We start from the raw sequence: 18,168 nt of genomic DNA, 5'->3' as shown, positions 1-18,168 counted from the left end.
CGTCCTCGGTGAGCAGCTGCACGTTGCCCGAGGCGATGTCGGAGCCGGTCTCCTCCAGCGTCCCCGCCAGCAGTTCAAGCGCGTGGTCGGGCAGCACGTCGTCGCTGTCGACGAACGCCAGGAAGCGTCCGCGCACGTTCGCCGCCCCCACGTTGCGCGCGTTGCCGAGCCCGCCGTTGGGCTGCCGGATCAGCCGGAACCGAGCATCCCGGTCGGTGAACGCGCGGGCGATCTCCGCGCTCGCGTCGGTGGACCCGTCGTCGACCAGGACGACGTCCAATTCGCGGACCGACTGGCGGGCGATCGAGTCCAAGCATTCCTCAAGATACGGTTCGACGTTGTAAATGGGCACCACAACGCCGACGTACGGCTCGGACTCCATTCGCCATTCCTCCACTCGCTTCCACGGGACCATCCAGAACACGGCCCCGCAGCGGACTCCCCGCCATTCAGCATGCCAGCGTCGACCAGGTGCTCCGATCAGCTTCCCGGCGTTTCACACACTGGCGGACGCCACTGCCCGCTACCAGGGACCTACGTCCTCGAAAAAACCTCAAATTCCCCTGGCTCAGCACGGATTCCATTCCATCGTCTTTCGGGCCCGCGACTTATTCGCCAACCGCACCGGCTATTCCGCAGGATCCTGGTGAGACGCGGCCTTGGCCTGCTTCGTGGGCCGGAGAGCGCCCAAGCCGATCAGGAGCCGCGTCACCAGTAGGACGCCGGTGAAGCCGGCAGCGGTCCACAGCACCACATCGGCGGGCGCGCCCAGCGACATGGCACCCGACGCGGCCGCCGCGCCGAACGCGGGCAGCACGAGGTACCGCCACCGCCCGGCCCGCCTCGCGGAGACGGCCGGACCCGGAGGCCCGGCCGTCGTACCGCGTCCAGTCCTCATGCCGGACCGGCGAGCTGGGCAATATCCTCGCCAGCCACTCCGTGCAACCGATCGGCGAGGTCCGCCAGAGCCCGGCTGGCGGCCAGTTCCTCACCGATCTCCGGGACCTCGCGGTCGACCGGGTTACGGCGCGCCCGGCCGTACCCGACCGGCTTCTTCTCGCCACCGGTGAACAGGACCGCGCGCGCGAGAGTGTCCGTGCCGTCCTCGCTGATGTAGAGCTCCACACTCCACTGCTTGGCCTTCATGACGACCTCCTTCGCTGGGTCGCTTCCATCTTCATCCTTCGAGGTCATCGGGCGGCAAGGCAGGGCCGGAGGTCCCTTGCTTTTCCAGGCGAACGGCCTGCCCCTCACCGGGGCCGGCTGACGACCGCGACCGGGCATTCCGCGTGATGGATCACACCGTGTCCGACGGAGCCGAGCCTCGGCACGCCTCTTCGGTGATGGCTCGCGCCGACGACGAGCAGATCGACCGCCCGCGACACCTCAGACAGAATGGACACCGGGTGCCCCACAAGCACCTCGTTCACCACCTCGACCAGCGGATACCGCTCGTGCAGCGGGGCGTAGGCGGCGATGACCCTCGCACGCCGCTCGTCGTTCATGCGATCCTCATCAATGGAGTACCCGGACTCGGCGAGGCTCGCCGAGATCTGCCAGGTGTGCACGACGCGCAGCCGCGCCCCGCGGACGGCGGCGGCGTCGAACGCATACTCCAGCACATCGCCTCTCTCGTCCTCGATGTCGTATCCCACCGCGACCTCCCCGCGGCCCGTGCCCGCTTTCCCGCGAACCACCACGACCGGAACGGCCGAATGCCCGGCCACGCGAAGGCTCACGGAACCGAGAAGCAGGCCGGAGAAGCCGCCGCGGCCGCGTTGACCGACGACCAGCTCGAACGCGTTCTCCGACTCGTCCCGCAACGCGTCCGGCGCCGCGTTGACCTGCAGCGCCGTGGTCACTCGCAGCTCGGGCCAGTGCGTGCGCACGCGTTTCTCGGCCTCCAGCAGGACGGCGCGGCCCGCACGTGACACGCGTTCCGACTCATCGGGCGGGGCGAACCGGCGAACCTGATACGGCCAGATCTGCGCTGCGTGCACGATGTGCAGCGGCCGGTGGCGCCGCGCCGCATCGGCGGCCGCCCAGTCCACGGCGCGCTCTGCGATGCCGGATCCGTCCGTTCCCACAACGATCGGTGCGGACATGGGCTCCTCCAACGATCGGGCATGTTTCCGCAGCCACTTCCACACTCATGAACTCCGGCAGTCGGTCGCAAGGGACCAAGGTCCGGCATCGGTTGGGGCCTTCACGACACCGCACGGCCGTATTGAGCCTCGCGTTCACCGACCGCCTGTACGCAACTGCCCCGGTGCGGTGCAGTGCGGGCGGCCCGGGACGGGACCTTGGGCCGTGTGCGCGGTGACCTCCGGCCCTGCGCCACGGGGGTCTGGCGGGATTGCACTGGCTGCGGAACCCCCGACCGGAGCGTGCCGCCGGACGGCGGTGCGCAGGAGGTGGAACATGTTGCCACTCGGTATCCTGGCCGTCGCGCCCGTGCTCGCGACGGCCCTGAGCCTCAGCCCCTTCGACCCGACGCCGACCCCCGCCACCAGCGCCCCCACCCCGCCTACGCCCCCCACGGCAAGCGTGTCCGTCACGCCGTCCTCGGTCGGCACCGGTGGCGCGCCGGTGACCGTCGCCGCGGTGTGCGCCGACGGCACCGCCATGGCCATCGTCAAGTCCGATGCCTTCGCCGAAAGCGGTGCCTTCAACGGCAGCGAGAAGATCACGGTGAAGACATCGGCCGAGGCCAAGCCCGGCAAGTACGCGGTCGGCCTTCTCTGCGACGGAACCACCGTCAGCGCCTCGACCTCGCTCGTGATCGTCCAGGGGACGGTCAGTCCGACTCCGACGGGCCCGGTTCCGACCGGCCCGACTCCGTCCGGCCCGCCGCAGACCGGTGGCGGCTCGACGTCCGGTCCCGGTCCCTTCGTCCTCGGCGGAATGATCCTGATCGGCGCCGGCACCGTCGCCGGCACGCTCGCGCTGCGCAGGCGCCGCCAGAACGGGGCCTGAGATGCGCCGATGGGGCGGCGTGTGGCTGCCGATCGCGGCCGCCGCCGTCATCATCGGGGTCGTTCTCGTCGTCGCCGGGATCGTCTTCGGGCCCGATCGTGGCGGGCCGCCGGACGTGCCCACAGGCGGCGGGGGCGGCGCCTCCGGCGAGCCCGCGGCGGCCGCTCCGATGTCGCGGTCGGCGCCCGTCCGCATCCGGATACCCGCGATCGGTGTGGACGCGCCGGTCCTGCCCCTTGGGCTGAACACCGACGGCACCGTCCAGGAGCCATCGCTGAACCGTCCGGAGCTCACCAGCTGGTACAACGGCGGCGCGGCACCCGGCGAGCGAGGACCGGCCGCCTTCTACGGCCATGTCGACACCCGTGCCTCCGGCCCCGCCGTGTTCTACGACCTCGGACGGCTCAGGCCGGGCGCGAAGGTCAAGGTCCTGCGGGAGGACGGCCGCACGGCGGTCTTCCAGATCACCTCGATCGAGCAGGTGCCGAAATCACAGTTCCCCACCGAGCGGGTCTACGGCCGCACGGCCGAACCGACGATCCGGCTGATGACCTGCGGAGGCGAGTTCGACCCCGTGAAGCGTAGCTACAAGGACAACATCATCGCCTACGGCGTCCTCATCAACGCGTCCGGGTGAGATCCCGAAAGCGTCCGGCGCAATCGTTTCGCAGTCGTTGAACTGGGCATTCGCCGAAAGACGGCGGGAAGGGACTTTCGGCCCCTTGGCGCCCACCGCGTAACGGTTTCTCATGAGGTTGTTCCCCGGCGCGACCGCCGTTGGAGGTATCACGTGTGCCTGGAGCAAGTGGGCCAGGTCGTCACAATGGGTGACGGCACGGCAGTGGTGGCCCGCGGGAAGGCGCGGGCCGTCGTCTCCCTCGTGATCCTCACCCTGGAGGGCGTCCCCGTGGCGTGCGGAGACTGGCTGGTCATGCACAGCGGTATCGCCGTTCGCAAGATCAGTGCGGAGGAGGCGGCCGGAATGGCCGCCGTGCGGGACGGCGCGGGGGGACGACGGCCATGAGCGGGCACGCGACCGGGTACCCGCGCGGGATTGCGTTCGCCGGAGGCACCGCCGTCGTCAGCGGTGTGGCGATCTTCCTCAACGCGCGCGGCGTGCGCGCCGCCGGGGACGCTGCCGTTTACACCACGGCGAAGAACCTGGTGGCGGCCCTGGTCCTGTCACTGGTCGTCGCCCCGGCGACGATGAGCCGTCTCAGGTCGATGCGGGGCGGTGACCGGACGCCGCTGCTGAAGAGAAGTGTGGTCGCGGGAATGCTCGCAATCGCGGTCATCGGCGGCAGCGTCCCCTTCGTGCTCTTCTTCGAAGGGCTGGCCAGGGAGTCGTCCGGCCATGCGGCGTTCCTGCAGAAGACCCTGGTGGTCTGGGTGGCGGTGCTCGCGCTGCCGCTGCTGGGAGAGCGGTCCGGGATCGTCCAGGCGGGCGCCATCGCACTGCTGATCACCGGGCAGGCTGTCGCGGACGGCGGGCTCTCGGGCTTCCGGTTCGGCACCGGGGAACTGCTGATCCTCGCGGCGACGCTGCTGTGGTCGGCCGAGGTGATCGTTGCCAGACGGCTGCTGCCGCGTGTCCCGCCGCTGGTGCTCGGTGCGGGGCGGCTGTCGCTCGGGGCCGCGGTGCTGGTGCTGTGGATCCTGGCGAGCGGCCGCTGGTCCGCACTGGTGGGCCTGGACCGCAACGGCTGGTGGTGGGCGGCGGTGACCGGGGTGATCCTCGCCATCTACGTCGCCGGCTGGTTCACGGCGCTGTCGCTCGCGCCGGCCGTCGATGTGACGGCCGTGCTGAGCCTGGGCGCCCTGGTGACCGCGGCACTGTCGGCCGCGGACACCGGTGCCCTGCCGTCCGCCGGCGAGGCGGGCGGGCTGGCGATACTGCTCGCGGGGACGGCCCTGCTCGTGACGGCGGCAATCCGCGCACGCGGGCACGCCCTGGAGGGAGCGGCGCCGTGATCCCCGGCCCGGTGCTGTTCGCCCGGTTCGCCTACCCGCCCAACCTCCTCGGGTACTGCGGCCCGGACGACAGCGCGGCCGTCGGGGACTACGCCGGGGCGGGAACCACCGACCGGGGGTTGACCGAGCTGGCGGGAAGGTTCTCCGGCGCCTGGCCGTACCTCCAACTCATCGCGGCGGCGACGCGCATCGCCGACCCGCTCGACGCTCGGGTGGTCGGCTCCTACTGGATCGGCGGGCCCCTCCTCGAACGGATCGGGCCGTCCCTCCTCGCGGCTCATCTGGCCGAGCGGTTCGAGCGGCGGGTCGGCGGCCACTGGGCCGATCTGGCGTCCCTCGCAGGGTCCGGTGCGCGCGCACACCACAACTTCCACGTTTTCGGCGTCTACCCGTGGGTGGGATTGCTCAGATCCGGGTTCAGCGAGGAGCCGCTGCGGGTACTGGACCGGTGCCGCATCCGGTGGGGACGTGTCATGACCGTCGCGGGCGGGGCGGTGACGGTCCGGTCACGGTCACTGGCATGGGACGGCCGTGTCCTGCGCCTGGGGGAACCCCGGACGGAAGTGACGCGGCCTGCTCCAGGGGTGCGCGTCCGAGAGGGCGACGTCGCGGCGCTGCATTGGGACTGGGTCTGCCATCGGCTCTCCCCGTACAGCGTGTCCATGCTCCGTCACTACACCCTCAGCCAGTTGCGGGTCGTCAACACGGCCGCGCGCCCCGCACCGCTTCTCGACCGCGGCCCCGGTACGCGGGCCCTTTCCTGAAGGAGGTCGGGCCAGATGGAGGAGACGAACGCCACGACGTTCGCCGCTCTGGCGGAGGAGCGCTTCTTCGCCGGGATGGCCGAGTCGCACTGTGCCGCGCTGGCCGCCACCGCCGACATCGTCTCCGTTCCGGTCGGGCACCGCTTCTTCGAAGAGGGCGCTCCGGCCCAGCAGTTCTGGCTGCTCCGCTCGGGCAGGGTCGCGCTCGATCTGCAGGTGCCCGGCCGCGGCGCGGTGGTGGTGGAGACCTTGCCGGCCTCGTCGATGCTGGGCTGGTCATGGCTCTTCCCACCGCACCGCTGGAGATTCGGCGCGGTCGCCGCGGCACCGGTGGCGGCCTTCCGTTTCGACGGCGGGGGAGTGCGGGAGCTGTGCGCCGCGGACCTCCGCCTCGGCTACGACCTCGCCCTGCGCTTCGGGGCCGTCATGCTGGACCGGCTCGAGGCGACCAGGGTCCGGATGCTCGACCTGTACGCGCACCCGGAGGAGCTCCGATGACCCCGGCCGCGCACAGCCCCATGGCGCCCGTCCCGTACCGGGTGACGGGCCGGCGCGCGGAGACGGCCGACACGGTCACGCTGACGCTGAAGCCCGTCGAGGCGGCCGTACCCGACCCCGTTCCCGGCCAGTTCACCATGATGTACGTGTTCGGTGTCGGCGAGGCGCCGATCTCCGTCAGCCGAATCGGGCCGTTACCGGAGGAACGGGGCTCCGCCCGCTCACGGGGGACCGGGCCGGTGCTGGAGCAGACCGTCCGCGCCGTCGGCGCCGTGACCCGGGCCGTGTGCGCGACGCAGTCGGGGCAGGTCGTCGGGCTGCGGGGGCCGTTCGGCACCGGTTGGGGGCTGGACGGGGCACGGGGCCGCGACCTGTTGCTCGCCGCCGGCGGAATCGGGCTGGCCCCGCTGCGGCCGGCGGTGCTGCACGCGCTGTCCGCCCGGGACTCCTTCGGCCGGATCTCGGTCCTGATCGGTGCGCGCACCCCGGATGACCTGTTGTTCGTCGACGAACTGGACATGTGGCGCGCGAACGGCGCTCAGGTCGAGGTCACGGTGGACCGGCCCGTCCCCGGCTGGGCCGGTCACATCGGCCTGATCACAGCGCTGGTGGGTGCCGCGAAGGTCGATCCGGCCCGCACCGCGGCGTTCATCTGCGGGCCCGAGGTGATGATGCGCGTCACCGCCGAGGCGCTCATCGCAGGCGGGATGCGCGCCGCGGACGTCCGGCTGTCCCTGGAGCGCAACATGCGCTGCGGGCTCGGGTGGTGCGGACACTGCCAGCTCGGGCCGCTGCTGATCTGCCGCGACGGGCCCGTCCTGCCGTACGAGCGCGCCGTGCCGCTCATGACCGTCAGGGAGCTGTAGCCATGAGACGACCGACCCTGGCCGTGTGGAAGTTCGCCTCCTGCGACGGCTGCCAGCTAACGCTCCTGGACTGCGAGGACGAACTGCTCACCCTTACTGGACGGATCGAGATCGCGCATTTCCTGGAGGCGACCAGCGCCGCCGGGGACGGCCCGTACGACGTTTCCCTGGTCGAGGGATCGATCACGACCCCGGCCGACCTCGACCGCATCCGGCATGTGCGGACGGTGTCCCGCAAGCTGATCACGATCGGGGCGTGCGCGACCGCCGGGGGCGTCCAGGCACTGCGCGACTTCGCGGACGTCGAGGAGTTCGCCTCCGTGGTCTACGCGCGTCCCGAGTACATCTCCACGCTCGCGCGGTCCACGCCCATCGCGGCGCACGTACCGGTGGACTTCGAACTTCGGGGTTGCCCGATCGACCGGCGCCAACTCCTGGAGGTGCTCACCGCCCACCTCACCGGCCGCAGGCCCGACGTGCCCGGCCACAGCGTCTGCTTCGAGTGCAAGAGCCGCGGGAACGTGTGCGTCATGGTCGCGCGCGGCACCCCCTGCCTAGGGCCCATCACGCACGCAGGGTGCGGTGCGATCTGCCCGGCCTACGGGCGGGGCTGCTACGGCTGCTTCGGCCCCTCCCCCGCCTGGAGCGGCACCCGTCCCAACACCCGCGGGTTGCTGCCATGGCTCGACATGACCGAGGACGAGACGCACCGGGTGCTCTCCACCTTCAATGTATCGGCGTTCCGCGAGGAGCCACGACCGGAGGAGGCGGGCGATGACGCACCGCAATGACCGGACACTGAAGGTCGGGGCCCTCGCCCGGGTCGAGGGCGAAGGCGCCATGTACGTCCGGGTGCGCGGCCAGGCCGTCGAGGAGGTCCGGCTCGACATCTACGAGCCGCCGCGGTTCTTCGAGGCGTTCCTGCGCGGCCGTGCCCACACCGAGCCGCCGGACATCACCGCGAGGATCTGCGGGATCTGCCCGGTCGCCTACCAGATGAGCGCCTGCCAGGCCGTCGAGGCGGCCTGCGGCGTCAAGGTCGGCGGCACCCTCGGCGAGCTGCGCCGGCTGCTGTACTGCGGCGAGTGGATCGAGAGCCACGCCCTGCACGTCTACTTGCTGCACGCGCCCGACTTCCTCGGTTACCCGGGTGCGGTGGAACTGGCCCGTGACCACCGCGCCGTCGTCGAGCGGGGCCTGCGGCTGAAGAAGGCGGGCAACACACTGCTGGAGGTGCTGGGCGGCCGCGCGATCCATCCGGTGAACGTCCGGGTCGGCGGCTTCTACCGCACACCGGAGCGCGCTGAGCTGGCCCCGCTCACCGAACTGCTTCGGCGGGCCCGCGACGACGCGCTCGCCACCGTGGAATGGGCTGCGGGCTTCGAGTTCCCCGATTTCCCCCACCGTCACGAATACCTCGCCCTGTCCGCCGGACGGTATCCCTTGGATGGCGGCGTGCTCCGCAGCAGCACCGGGCGCTGCTTCACCGCCGCCGAGTTCGAAGACCGCATCGCCGAGGAGCAGGTTCCCCATTCGACCGCTCTGCACTCCCGCTTCACCAACGGCGGTCCGTACCTCACGGGCCCGCTCGCCCGCTACTCCCTCAACCGCGACCGGCTGTCGCCCCTCGCGCTGGAGGCCGCGGACCGGGCCGGGCTCGGCCCCGAATGCCGCAACCCCTTCCGCAGCATCCTGGTGCGCGCCGTCGAGATCGTCTACGCGGTGGACGAGGCCCTGCGGATCATCGCCGGCTACGAGCCACCGCCCCAACCGTCCCTGCCGGTGCCGCCCCGGGAGGGGACCGGGCACGGTGTCACCGAGGCGCCGCGCGGCGTCCTCTACCACCGTTACGACCTCGGCCCGGACGGCCTGATCCGGGCCGCGCGGATCGTCCCGCCGACATCCCAGAACCAGGCCGCCATCGAGGACGACCTGCGCCGTTTCGTCGCCGCCCGCCTGCACCTCGACGACCACACCCTGACCCACCGATGCGAGCAGGCCATCCGCAACTACGACCCCTGCATCTCCTGCTCCACCCACTTCCTCGACCTCACCGTCGACCGGTCATGACCATCGTCATCGGCGTGGGCAACGATTTTCGCCGCGACGACGGGGCCGGCCTCGCTGTGATCGAGGCCCTCCGCGGCAGGGTACGGGCGAGGCTCGCGGTGACCGACGGCGAACCGGCGCGGCTCATCGAGCTGTGGGCGGGCGCCGGGTTGGCGATCGTCGTGGACGCGGTACGCGCCGAGCCGCCCGATCCCGGTCGCGTCCACGATCTCTGCGCGGAGACCGCGGCTCTGGCCGCGCGGTCCGTCAGCGGCCACGCCCTCGGCCTCGGCGACGCCGTCGCACTGGGGCTCGCCGTCGGCCAGATGCCGGGCCGCCTGCGCGTTCTGGCGATCGAGGGCGCCGACTTCGGCTTCGGTCACGGACTGACGCCCAGGGTCGCCGCAGCGGTCGCCGCCGTCGCCGACCGGCTGGCCGCAGCGCTTGAGCCCGGCGGCGAGGAGCCGGCCGGGCAGGTTGTCGGACACCCGCACCGGAAGGGGAACCACGCGTCATGAACACACTGGAACTGGCCGATCTCAGCCCTCTCCACGCAGCGCTCCGGCGAGCGGGATACACCGTCATCGGCCCGACCGTCCGCGACGACGCCATAGTCCTGGCGGAACTGGACTCGGTCGAACACCTGCCGTACGGATGGGGCGTCCGGCTGAGCCCCGGCGGCTACCGGCTGATCCGCAGGGAGGACGGCGCCGCGTTCGCTCACGCGGCCGGGCCGCAGTCCTGGAAGCCCTTCCTGCACCGGTCAAGGGTCAAGCTGTGGGAGGCGCGCCGGACCGAGGACGGTTTCGCGACCGAGACCGACGCGCTCGCCCCTGCCCGCCTGGCGCTGCTCGGCGTCCGGCCGTGCGATCTGCGCGCCATCGCCGTCCAGGACCGCGTTCTCATGGGCGGCTCCCACGTCGACCCGTCCTATGCGGGACGACGCAGGGACGCCTTCATCATCGCCGTCAACTGCACCGAGCCCGGTGAGACCTGCTTCTGCGTCTCCATGGGCACCGGTCCACAGGCGGGCCCCGGATACGATCTCGCGCTCACCGAACTGATCGGCCGGGACGGCCCGCGCTACATCGTGGACGTGAGCACCGAAGCGGGCTCCCTCATCATGGACGACGTGCGGGCGGGACCTGCGAAGCCCGTCGACGTGGGACGGGCCCGTGCGGAGGTGACGGCCGCGGCCGACCGGATGGGCCGGGAGATGCCTGCTTTGAGCCTGCACGACCTGATGGCGGGCAGCCTGGGCGCGGCTCGCTGGGACGATGTCGCCGAACGCTGTCTAAGCTGCGGCAACTGCACCATGGTGTGCCCGACATGCTTCTGCACGAGGGTCGCCGACACTACCGACCTCACCGGCGACCATGCCGAGCGCTGGCAACTCTGGGACTCCTGCTTCGACCCGGACTTCTCTCACCTGCACGGCGGCGACGTCCGGTCGTCCGCGAAGAGCCGATACCGGCAGTGGCTCACCCACAAGCTCGGTACCTGGCACGACCAGTTCGGCTCCTCCGGCTGCGTAGGCTGCGGCCGGTGCATCGTCTGGTGCCCGGTCGGCATCGACCTCACCGTCGAGGTCGCGGCACTGGCCGCCGAGGCCGCCGCGGAAGGTACCGGCTGAGCTTCCTACGGGACCGGCCCACTTGTGACCCCGTCCGCGGGTGTACGCCTGTCCCCTGCCGAGTGATCCGCCGGGCGGGACTTCCTCCGGGTCAGCTTCTGCGGACGAGGTAGGCGACGCAGCCGTCCAGAGTGAACAGTTCGGGGTAGTCGTCCTCGTCGATGCGCACGCCTGAGCCTTCGGTGAGCGCTTCCACGAAGCCCAGGAAGTCTAGGGAGTCGAGGCCGAGATCCGCGCGCAGGTCGACGTCGCCGCCGACCTGCGCGGCGTCGATGTCCGGGGCGACCTTCTCCAGTGAACGAGCGGCCAGTTCACGTGCCTGTAGGGGTGTCATAGCTCCTCCGGATGCTGTAGCAGCCGGTCCACGGTCTCCAGGAGCCGCGCACCGGTGTGCCCGTCGGTGGCCCGGTGGTCGGCCGCCAGCGTTGCGGTGACGACCGGGCGGACGCCCAGCAGCCCGTTCACCGCCCAGGGCCGCTCGACGATCTTGCCGAAGCCGAGCAGGGCCACCTGCGGTGGGAAGATGACGCCCGTCACCGATTCCACTCCCTGCTCGCCCAGGTTCGTGACGGTGATCGTGGCGCCGCTCAGTTCGGAACCGCGCAGCCGGCCCGTCCTGGCCCGGACGAGCAGGTCCTTGAGGACGGACATCAGTTCCGCCAGCGGGAGCCCGTCGGCGGCGCGCAGGGTGGGTGTGACCAGCCCGCCGCCGCGCAGCGCCGCGACGACGCCGAGATGGACGCCGTCTCCGGGGACGAAGGCGTCGTCGATCCAGTGGCCGTTGAGCTCGGGCACCTCGCGCGCGGCCAGCGCGCTCGCTCTGAGCAGCAGCGCGGCCGGCAGGACGCGCGCCGCCACCGGCACCTCGCGGTTGCGCTCCCGCAGCCACGGGACTGCCCGGCCCAGGTCGATGGTGGTGCTCAGGTAGTAGTGCGGGATCTCGCGCTTGCTCCGCGCCATGAGGCCGCCGATCGCCCGCCGCATCGCCGCCTGCCTGCCCTCGGCTGCGGGTCGCTCCGCCGGCTGCTGCCCGGTCGGACAGCCTGTGGTCCGCGCAGCAGCCCGGACGTCCGCGGCGAGGATGGCGCCGTGCGCACCGGATCCGCGCAGATCACGCAGGTCGACCCCGAGTTCGGTCGCCAGCCTGCGGGCCAGCGGAGACGCCTTGGGCCGGGCCACCGGCGGGACGGCTCGTTCGGCGCCCGCCCGCTCGATGTCCGCACGTACGATCCGGCCGCCGTGCCCCGTACCGTGCACCAAGGCCAGGTCGACGCCCCGTTCTTCCGCCAGGCGCCGGACGAGCGGAGTCGCGATCTCGTGGTGCCGGGGTGGGGCGACCGGCCCTGCCGGTTCCCCTACCGGGGGCCGGACGGAGGCGGACGGCCGGGGCTCCGCGGCCGGGGTCGGGCGTTCCGGCCCGCCTGACGGTGGGGCCAGGTGGGCGAGCGGGGTTCCCACAGGGACGGTGGCACCGGGCTGGACCAGGAGGGTGTCGATCACGCCGTCGTCGAAGCACTCGACCTCGATGTCGGCCTTGTCCGTCTCGACGACGGCGACGATGTCGCCTCTGTGCACTCTGTCCCCCGGCTTGACCAGCCACTGGGTGAGGGTGCCGCGGTCCATGTCGGCGCCGAGTGAGGGCATCGTGAAGTCAGGCATCGCCGCTCACCGCCCGGTGGACTGCTGAGACGATGTCGCCCGGCTGCGGAAGCGCTGCCTCTTCCAGATGCCGTGCGTACGGGACTGGGACCTCCGCGCCGCACACCCGGCCGACCGGTGCGTCGAGGTCGTAGAACGCCTGCTCGGTGATGCGGGCGCTAATCTCCGCGGACAGGCTTCCGGAGCGCCATGCCTCGTCCACGATCACGGCGCGGTGGGTGCGGCGGACCGAAGCCATGACGGCGGCGTCGTCCAGTGGCCGCAGCGACCGCAGATCGATCACTTCCGCCTGGACGCCCTGGGAGGCGAGCCGCTCGGACGCCGCTAGGGTCTTGTGAAGGCTTCCGCCATAGGTGACCAGGGTGACGTCCGAGCCGGTCCTGCGCACCGCCGCACGGTCGATGTCCACCGTTCCCGCGGTGGGGGGCAGCCGTCCCGACATCGGATACAGCGAGGCGTGTTCGAAGATCAGGACCGGGTCCGGGCTCTCCAGCGCCGTCCACAGCATGCCGCGGGCGTCCTCCAGGGTCGCCGGGGCGACGATCCGCAGGCCGGGGATGTGCGCGTACCAGCCTTCGAGGCTGTGGGAGTGCTGGGCGGCCAGTTGGCGTCCGGCCCCGGTCGTCATGCGAATCACGAGCGGCACGCCGAACTGCCCGCCGGACATGTGCGACAGCGTGGCCGCGTTGTTGAGGATCTGGTCGAGCGCGAGCAGGCTGAAGTTGACCGTCATGATCTCCACGATGGGCCGCATGCCGGCGAGGGCCGCGCCGATGCCCGCGCCCACGAACGCCGACTCCGAGAGGGGCGTGTCGCGGATCCGCTCGGGCCCGAATGCCTCCAGGAGGCCGAGGCTGACAGCGAAGCAGCCGCCATAGCGGCCGACGTCCTCGCCCATGAGGAAGACGCGGTCGTCCCGGGCGAGAGCGTCGCGGAGCGCCGCTCTCAGGGCCTCGCGGTAGGTGATCGTCCCGTTCTCGGCCGCTTCCGGGCCACCGCGGGCCCTCTGCGTGGTGGTCATGGCCGCACCGCCTCTTCGCAGTAGACGAACCGCTCCAGGGCCTCGACCGGTTCTGGCGGCGCGGCCTTCGCCGCGTCGACGGCCTGGTCGATCTCAGCGGCGATCTCCTTCTCCATAGCGGCGAGGTCGTCGTCGGCCAGTTCGCCGCCGGCGCGCATCCGGGATACCAGGGCGTCGATCGGGTCGTGGCGCTTCCAGTCCTGGATCTCGGCCTTGTCGCGGTAGCGGTCCGGGTCGTACATCGAGTGGGCGCGGTAGCGGTAGGTGCGCATCTCCAGGAAGTGCGGGCCGCCGCCCCAACGCACCGCCTCGGTCGCCCGCCGCGTGGCCGCTGAGACGGCGAGCACGTCCATGCCGTCAACGGCCCACGACACCACCCCGTAGGAGGAGGCACGGAGGGCCAGGTCGGTCTCGGCGTGCTCGTGGGCGAGCGCCGTGCCCATGGCGTAGCGGTTGTTCTCGCAGACGAACAGAATCGGCAGGTGCCACAGCGCGGCCAGGTTAAGGCATTCGTGGAACTCGCCCTCGGCGACCGCGCCGTCCCCGAAGAAGCACGCGGTGACCCGGTCGGCGCCGCGCATCCGGTCGGCGAGCGCCAGCCCGACCGCGATCGGCAGCCCGCCGCCGACAATGGCGTTGCCGCCGTAGAAGCGGGTCGCCGAGTCGAACAGGTGCATCGAGCCGCCGCGACCGCGGCTGCATCCGGTGGACCGCCCGAACATCTCCGCCATGATCGCCTCGGCGGAGACACCGCGGGCGAGGGCGTGGCCGTGCTCGCGGTAGGTGCTGACAACGGCGTCCTCCGGATCGAGGGCGGGCATCACCCCGGCGGCGACCGCCTCCTCCCCGATGTACAGGTGCATGAAGCCGCGGATCTCCGCAGCGCTGTACAGCTCGACGCAGCGCTCCTCAAAGCGCCGGATTCGCAGCATCTGGCGCAGCAGGCTCCGATGCTCCTCGGCAACCACCTGCCCACCGCTCCCCCGGGTGCGGGCCGCCGCGGCCACTTCGCTGTTCCCGTTGTTCTTCTTCCTGGTCATGGCGCTTGCTCCAGTGTCGACACGTCACCTTCGGGCAGGCCCAGCTCGCGTGCCTTCAGTAGCCGGCGCATCACCTTGCCGCTGCGCGTGTGCGGGAGGTTCTGGTCGAAGGCGATCTCCTTGGGGGCCAGGGACGCCAGCCGCCTGCGCCCGAAGGCGATCAGCTCGCGGCGCAGTTCCTCGCCCGCCTCATAGCCGGGACGCAGCGTTACGAACGCCTTGACGACCTCCCCGGCGACCGGGTCCGGTCGGCCGATGACCCCGGCCTCCGCGACGGCTTCGTGCTCCATCAGCGCACTCTCGACCTCGAACGGGCCGATGAGATGCCCTGCGGACTTGATCACGTCGTCCGCGCGGGCCACGAACCAGTAGTAGCCGTCCGCGTCGCGGCGGGCGATGTCACCGGTGAGGTACCAACCGCCGGCGAACGCCTTGGCATAGCGGGCGTCATCGTGCAGGTAGCCGCGGAACATCGAGGGCCACCCGGGACGCAGCGCCAGTTCCCCTTCGGCGTCCGGACCGCTCAGCACCGTCACCCGGCCGCCGGGTGACACGCGAGCGCGCCCGTCGGCGCCGCGCTCCAGCAGTGCCGCCTCCACACCCGGCATGGGACGCCCCATCGAGCCGGGCCTGATGTCCATGGACGCGTAGTTGCTGATCATGATCGCGCCGGTCTCGGTCTGCCACCAGTTGTCGTGGACGGGCAGCCCGAACGCCTCCGCGCCCCACACGACGGCCTCTGGATTGAGCGGCTCCCCCACACTGGCGACGAACCGCAGCGCCGACAGGTCGTGGCCGCGCGCCGGCTCCGTCCCGTAACGCATCAGCATCCGCAGCGCCGTCGGCGCCGTGTACCAGACGGTGACCCGCTGTTCCTCCAACGTCCGGTACCAGCGCCGTACGTCGAACTCGGCGGCGTCGACCAGCAAGGTCGCGCCGTGGGTGAGCGGGGCAATGATCCCGTACGAGGTGCCGGTGACCCAGCCGGGGTCCGCCGTGCACCAGAACACGTCGCCCGCCCGCAGATCGAGCGCGTACGCGGCGGTGAGGTGGTGCGCCACCACCGCCTCGTGGACGTGCACCGCGCCCTTCGGCCGTCCCGTGGTGCCGCTGGTGAAGTGCAGCAGCGCCATGTCCTCGGGGTCCGTCGGCGGGATCTCGAAGACGGGAGCGACGTCCTCCATGATCTCGCGGTAGGACACCGTGCCGGGCGGCGTCTCGTACCCGCCCACGATCAACACGTGCTCCAGCCCCGGCAACTCGTCCCGGATCTGGACGACCTTTCTGGCGTACAACTCGGGGCTGGTGACCAGTACCTTCGCATCGCCGAGGCGGAGCCGGTCGCGGATCGGCTCCGGTCCGAACGCCGGGAACAAGGGTGAGAAGACACTGGTGTTCTTCAATGTGCCGAGCGCGGTCACGTACAGCTCGGGGACACGGCCGAGCAGGGAGAACACCCGCTCTCCCTTGCGCACCCCCAGCGCCCGCAGCACGTTGGCGAACTGGTCGGTCTCGTCCCGCAGGCGGGCGTAGGTGAGATCGGTCGCAGTGCCGTCCTTGTCCAGGCAGCGCAACGCCACCCGCTCGCCGAGCACCCCTGCGGCATGCCGGTCGACCGCCTCGAACGCGATATTGAGCCCGCGTCCGCCGGGAAGCCCGTCCATGGCGGCCCGCGCATCGTTCCATGAGAAACGGGCGCAGACCTTCTCGTAGTCGTCCAAGTTCGGCGGGCCGCCCGAGCGCCCGGCCTTGCCGATGGTCTTCCAGTCCATTCGGCCCACCTCCGCGTAAACGAGGTTCCGCCTTCAGCGTTGGGCGCGGGCCAGCAGCTTCCCAGGGCCGGAGGTCCCAAGCCCTGGAGGGCCAACGGCCTCCAGCGATTCACGGTGGCGCCGGTCGGACACGGCGTTGTCACCAAGCCTCATGTCCGAGGTGAAGGACTCTCGGGCCGAGGCCCTACGGACGTTCTCCGTCCCGGACATCGCTCCCTGCGGGGGCGTGGACGACCGCCACCGGACAAGGCGCATGGTGGATGAGAGCCTGACTCACCGAGCCGAGCAGCAGGCCGCGGAAACCGCCCAGCCCGCGCGAGCCGACGACGAGCAGTCGTGCCTCGCCCGCCGCATCCATGAGGACCTGTCGCGGGACCCCGGTGACGATCTCAGTCTCGGCCCGCACGCCGGGATGGCGCTCGCGCAGCGGGAGCATCAACTCCACCATCCGCGCCTCTGCCGCGGCTCTCATGCCGGCCTCGTCCATCAGCGGCGGCAGTTCCCTCGCTGGTACCGGGTCCCAGGCGATCACCACTCGCAACGAGAGCCCGTGGGCGTCCGCCTCGGTGAAGGCCGTGGCCAACGCCGCCCGGGACGCCGGCGAGCCGTCCATTCCGACCACGACACGTCCGGGTCCCCTCTCCGAGTGCGGGCGGTCGCCGCGGACGATCACGACCGGGCACGAGGCGTGCGCGGCCACCTGCGCTCCGACCGACCCGAGCGTCAGGCCCGCGAATCCGCCGGCGCCACGCGAGCCCAGCACGATCAGATCGGCGGTCTCGCTCGCCTCGATCAATCTGGCGGCGGCCGGCGCCCTCGCGAGCACCGCCCGCGCCTTGAGGTCGGACGCCACCTCGTGGGCATGCTCGATGCCCGCATTCAAGATCTCCTGCGCCTTTGCCCGCGGATCGACCGCGGGCATGGGGGCCAGTCCGCCGGCGCGGATGTCCCACGAATGGAGCACGGTCAGCGGCAGGCCCCGCGTACGGGCATCCTCGGCGGCCCAGTCCAAAGCCCATGCGCTTTCCTCGGAACCGTCGTACCCGACGAGCAGACCGGTGATGGGTTGTTCGCTCATGTGTCCCCCAGATGTCGCTTTCTCCCCGTCACGTCACCCATCGGTTTCAGCCCTTCGGTTCGTCTCCCGGCCGCAGCAGCGTGCGGAGCTCCTCCGGCAGCTGCCTGAGCGCTTGGGCGACCCCGCCCGGAGAGACCCTGGAGGTGACCACCTCGGTCACGATCGCGGCGGTCTTCGGCACGTCGTCCCGACCGATCCCGGCTTCCCTGGCGAACCGCGCGATGAACTGCCGCCGGTCGTCCTTGTGCGGCACATGGCCGGGGCTCCAGCCGTCGTAGAAGACCCCTCGCAGCAGCTCGGGCAGTTGGGCCGCCAGGTGGGCCGCGGCCTCGACCGTCAGCCGGTCGCGCAGCGTGTGCATCCACGCGCGCAGGGCCCGGTACGCGAAGCCTCGGTCCTCCGTGCCGAACGCCGCCGCGACGTCGTCGATCCACCGATTGGTGCCCTCGATGCTCCGATCGAGTCCGTGGATTCTCGTAACCGGCATCGCGACCAGCTCCTCGTCATCGACAGGTGCGAATGTCTCCAGCGTTGCCCGCTCTCACGCTTATGCACCAGAGACGAAGGGCCTTTGCCAATCCTTGAGACCGGGCCTTGTTCCGTTCCCGCGAAGTAGAGATCGCTCACCCCCAGGTTGGGAGGCGGGACGCCGGGGCTTCATCCGGGTGACACCCGCCCGGATCCCATCCGAGGTCCCGCCCTGGGGCCGATGATCACCTTTCATGACCCTCGCGCCGAGAGGCCGATGGTCCCTTCGCTCAATGCGTTCGGTCCCAGCCGTCCCGGGACTCTGCGATGTGCAGGGGCCACAGCTTCCAGGCTTTCCCGGATGCGCCGGAAC

22 protein-coding genes are annotated in these 18,168 nt (G+C 71.2%); 11 read left to right on the top strand and 11 right to left on the bottom strand.

What is annotated here, in order from left to right; genetic code table 11:
- The 4 genes from ABFX46_RS41820 to ABFX46_RS41805 form a co-directional block, all read right to left on the bottom strand.
- The coding region (locus ABFX46_RS41820; protein WP_346049953.1) for a glycosyltransferase family 2 protein at positions 1-382 on the bottom strand (382 nt) is incomplete at its 3' end.
- Between the two features lie 246 nt (positions 383-628).
- Positions 629-817 (bottom strand): hypothetical protein, encoded by a 189-nt coding sequence (locus ABFX46_RS41815; protein WP_346049951.1) that lies wholly within the window; start codon positions 815-817, stop codon positions 629-631.
- Between the two features lie 77 nt (positions 818-894).
- Positions 895-1,146: a DUF1876 domain-containing protein gene (locus ABFX46_RS41810; RefSeq protein WP_346049949.1), complete on the bottom strand. Its 252-nt coding sequence runs from the start codon at positions 1,144-1,146 to the stop codon at positions 895-897.
- A gap of 104 nt (positions 1,147-1,250) precedes the next feature.
- Positions 1,251-2,105, bottom strand: a complete 855-nt coding sequence (locus tag ABFX46_RS41805; RefSeq protein WP_346049947.1) for a universal stress protein — start codon at positions 2,103-2,105, stop codon at positions 1,251-1,253.
- Positions 2,106-2,421: 316 nt separating this feature from the next.
- On the opposite strand from ABFX46_RS41805, the gene ABFX46_RS41800 reads away from it, so the two are divergent.
- The 11 genes from ABFX46_RS41800 (at position 2,422) to ABFX46_RS41750 (ending at position 10,757) form a co-directional block, all read left to right on the top strand.
- Positions 2,422-2,976 carry a hypothetical protein gene (locus tag ABFX46_RS41800; RefSeq protein WP_346049945.1) on the top strand — a complete coding sequence of 185 codons (555 nt, stop codon included), beginning with the start codon at positions 2,422-2,424 and terminating at the stop codon, positions 2,974-2,976.
- Position 2,977: 1 nt separating this feature from the next.
- Positions 2,978-3,613 (top strand): class F sortase, encoded by a 636-nt coding sequence (locus tag ABFX46_RS41795; RefSeq protein WP_346049943.1) that lies wholly within the window; start codon positions 2,978-2,980, stop codon positions 3,611-3,613.
- Between the two features lie 153 nt (positions 3,614-3,766).
- Positions 3,767-4,000, top strand: coding sequence for a HypC/HybG/HupF family hydrogenase formation chaperone (locus ABFX46_RS41790; protein WP_346049941.1), 234 nt, complete (start codon positions 3,767-3,769; stop codon positions 3,998-4,000).
- Positions 3,997-4,947, top strand: coding sequence for a DMT family transporter (locus ABFX46_RS41785; RefSeq protein WP_346049939.1), 951 nt, complete (start codon positions 3,997-3,999; stop codon positions 4,945-4,947). Before ABFX46_RS41790 ends, ABFX46_RS41785 begins: the two co-directional genes overlap by 4 nt.
- Positions 4,944-5,711 carry a DUF6390 family protein gene (locus ABFX46_RS41780; protein ID WP_346049937.1) on the top strand — a complete coding sequence of 256 codons (768 nt, stop codon included), beginning with the start codon at positions 4,944-4,946 and terminating at the stop codon, positions 5,709-5,711. Before ABFX46_RS41785 ends, ABFX46_RS41780 begins: the two co-directional genes overlap by 4 nt.
- A gap of 15 nt (positions 5,712-5,726) precedes the next feature.
- Positions 5,727-6,209: a cyclic nucleotide-binding domain-containing protein gene (locus ABFX46_RS41775; RefSeq protein ID WP_346049935.1), complete on the top strand. Its 483-nt coding sequence runs from the start codon at positions 5,727-5,729 to the stop codon at positions 6,207-6,209.
- A complete protein-coding gene (locus tag ABFX46_RS41770) occupies positions 6,206-7,075 on the top strand; it encodes an FAD/NAD(P)-binding protein (RefSeq protein ID WP_346049933.1) in 870 nt (289 codons plus the stop codon). The genes ABFX46_RS41775 and ABFX46_RS41770 overlap by 4 nt, the downstream gene beginning before the upstream one ends.
- A 2-nt stretch (positions 7,076-7,077) precedes the next feature.
- Positions 7,078-7,866: an NADH-quinone oxidoreductase subunit B family protein gene (locus ABFX46_RS41765; RefSeq protein ID WP_346049931.1), complete on the top strand. Its 789-nt coding sequence runs from the start codon at positions 7,078-7,080 to the stop codon at positions 7,864-7,866.
- Entirely contained in the window at positions 7,850-9,145 is a 1,296-nt protein-coding gene (locus ABFX46_RS41760; protein WP_346049929.1) for a Ni/Fe hydrogenase subunit alpha, read from the top strand. Before ABFX46_RS41765 ends, ABFX46_RS41760 begins: the two co-directional genes overlap by 17 nt.
- Before the next feature lie 14 nt (positions 9,146-9,159).
- Complete coding sequence (locus tag ABFX46_RS41755; protein ID WP_346049928.1) at positions 9,160-9,642, top strand: hydrogenase maturation protease; 483 nt, start codon at positions 9,160-9,162, stop codon at positions 9,640-9,642.
- Positions 9,639-10,757: a 4Fe-4S dicluster domain-containing protein gene (locus ABFX46_RS41750; RefSeq protein WP_346049926.1), complete on the top strand. Its 1,119-nt coding sequence runs from the start codon at positions 9,639-9,641 to the stop codon at positions 10,755-10,757. Before ABFX46_RS41755 ends, ABFX46_RS41750 begins: the two co-directional genes overlap by 4 nt.
- Positions 10,758-10,848: 91 nt before the next feature.
- On the opposite strand, the gene ABFX46_RS41745 is transcribed toward ABFX46_RS41750, so the two are convergent.
- The 7 genes from ABFX46_RS41745 to ABFX46_RS41715 form a co-directional block, all read right to left on the bottom strand.
- A complete protein-coding gene (locus tag ABFX46_RS41745) occupies positions 10,849-11,091 on the bottom strand; it encodes an acyl carrier protein (protein ID WP_346049924.1) in 243 nt (80 codons plus the stop codon).
- Entirely contained in the window at positions 11,088-12,416 is a 1,329-nt protein-coding gene (locus tag ABFX46_RS41740) for a dihydrolipoamide acetyltransferase family protein (protein ID WP_346049922.1), read from the bottom strand. The genes ABFX46_RS41745 and ABFX46_RS41740 overlap by 4 nt, the downstream gene beginning before the upstream one ends.
- Positions 12,409-13,437: an alpha-ketoacid dehydrogenase subunit beta gene (locus ABFX46_RS41735; RefSeq protein WP_346049920.1), complete on the bottom strand. Its 1,029-nt coding sequence runs from the start codon at positions 13,435-13,437 to the stop codon at positions 12,409-12,411. The genes ABFX46_RS41740 and ABFX46_RS41735 overlap by 8 nt, the downstream gene beginning before the upstream one ends.
- A complete protein-coding gene (gene pdhA, locus ABFX46_RS41730) occupies positions 13,434-14,477 on the bottom strand; it encodes a pyruvate dehydrogenase (acetyl-transferring) E1 component subunit alpha (RefSeq protein ID WP_346049918.1) in 1,044 nt (347 codons plus the stop codon). Before pdhA ends, ABFX46_RS41735 begins: the two co-directional genes overlap by 4 nt.
- Positions 14,474-16,249: an acetate--CoA ligase gene (gene acsA / locus ABFX46_RS41725; protein ID WP_346049916.1), complete on the bottom strand. Its 1,776-nt coding sequence runs from the start codon at positions 16,247-16,249 to the stop codon at positions 14,474-14,476. The genes pdhA and acsA overlap by 4 nt, the downstream gene beginning before the upstream one ends.
- A 184-nt stretch (positions 16,250-16,433) precedes the next feature.
- Entirely contained in the window at positions 16,434-17,327 is an 894-nt protein-coding gene (locus ABFX46_RS41720; protein ID WP_346049914.1) for a universal stress protein, read from the bottom strand.
- 46 nt (positions 17,328-17,373) lie between these two features.
- A complete protein-coding gene (locus tag ABFX46_RS41715) occupies positions 17,374-17,814 on the bottom strand; it encodes a DUF2267 domain-containing protein (RefSeq protein WP_346049912.1) in 441 nt (146 codons plus the stop codon).
- Positions 17,815-18,168 lie beyond the last annotated feature (354 nt).

The sequence above is a fragment of the Actinomadura chokoriensis genome, from assembly GCF_039529475.1.
Classification (GTDB): Bacteria; Actinomycetota; Actinomycetes; order Streptosporangiales; family Streptosporangiaceae; genus Spirillospora; species Spirillospora bangladeshensis.
Note: the sequence above shows the minus strand (reverse complement) of the source record. Positions and strands in the feature narration are given on the sequence as shown.